Source organism: Herpetosiphon gulosus (genome assembly GCF_039545135.1).
GTDB lineage: Bacteria > Chloroflexota > Chloroflexia > Chloroflexales > Herpetosiphonaceae > Herpetosiphon > Herpetosiphon gulosus.
Window position 1 is genome coordinate 1 of the sequence record NZ_BAABRU010000091.1, and the last position, 1245, is coordinate 1245.

Annotated in this window: 2 protein-coding genes; both read right to left on the minus strand. The window is 58.3% G+C overall.

Annotation, left to right across the window (positions count from 1 at the left end; genetic code table 11):
• Window positions 1-31: 31 nt before the first annotated feature.
• Window positions 32-895 carry an IS3 family transposase gene (locus ABEB26_RS26870; RefSeq protein WP_345725173.1) on the minus strand — a complete coding sequence of 288 codons (864 nt, stop codon included), beginning with the start codon at window positions 893-895 and terminating at the stop codon, window positions 32-34.
• Window positions 853-1182, minus strand: a complete 330-nt coding sequence (locus tag ABEB26_RS26875; protein ID WP_345725172.1) for a transposase — start codon at window positions 1180-1182, stop codon at window positions 853-855. Before ABEB26_RS26875 ends, ABEB26_RS26870 begins: the two co-directional genes overlap by 43 nt.
• Window positions 1183-1245: the final 63 nt, after the last annotated feature.

The following is a 1245-nucleotide window of genomic DNA, read 5'->3' on the forward strand; positions in this document are numbered from 1 at the left end:
TGATGTGGTCACGATTTAATGGATAATTATCTTATCCGCTCCACGCCGCTTCAATCATCGCGGGCGTTTGGTAGGCTAAGCTCGAATGTAGCCGTTGGCGATTATAAAAAATTTCGATGTATTCGAACAGATCGCGCCGTAATACTCCAAGGCTGTCATACGTCCGATGATGGGTCAATTCGGTTTTCAGGGTTGCCCACAGGCTCTCCATGGGCGCATTATCGTAACATTTGCCGATGTCACTCATGCTCATGGTGATGCCATGCTGGCGCACCAACGCTTGGTAGGCGGCACTGGTGTACTGACTTCCCTGATCCGTATGGTGCATGACTGGCCGCTGCTGGGTCTGGGTCACGGCCATCTGCAACGCCCGTTCAACCAAGGTTGCATCCATCCGCCCATCCAGCGTCCAGCCAACGACTTTGCGGGTATAGAGGTCTAAAACCCCCGCCAGATAGGCGGTTCCATTGCGCAGCGGAATGGCGGTGATGTCGCCAACCCAGCAGGCATGCGGGGCGGTGACGGTGAACTGGCGCTGCAAGTGATTCGGGGCGGCAGACGCGCCGCACGTGCGCACGGTCGTCTGCCGCCGCCATTTTGTGCGGCGCGGGTGGAGGTTGGCGCTCCGCATCAGGCGACGGACCCGATGGCGGCCAACCCGCACGCCCTGCTGGCGTAAGCTCGCTTGAATCCGACGACTGCCATAGCGGAAGCCGCTGGTGGCTTGGATGGACTGGATGGTCTCAGTTAAGGTTTGATTGGCTATCGTTCGGGCACTCGGCGGGCGGGTGCACCAGGCATAGAAGCCGCTGGGAGCGACCTCCAGCAGGCGACACATGGCCCGCACCGACATCAGCGTTCGGTGGTCAGCGATGAACTGATACCGCTCGGTGATGGATGCGCGAAGATAGCCACGGCTTTTTTTAGGATCAGGTTCTCCTGCTCTAGCCGTTTAACTTCGCGGCGCAGGCGGGCCATTTCCTGGGTTTCCGCAGCCACGGCAGCGACGGTTGTGCCTGCGGCCTGCGCCAGACGGTGTTTTTTGAGCCACCGACGCAAGAGACCCGACGATAATCCGAGATCGCGTTCGATCTGGGCAACGGTGTGCTCGCCATGCAACGCGAGATCGATGGCCATTTGGCGAAATTCCGCCGTAAAGGTGCGAGGGTTTTGCCGTGTCATTGGTGGATTCCTTTCCCGTATAGGTATGATAGCATACATGTCTATACGTTCAGGACCACATCA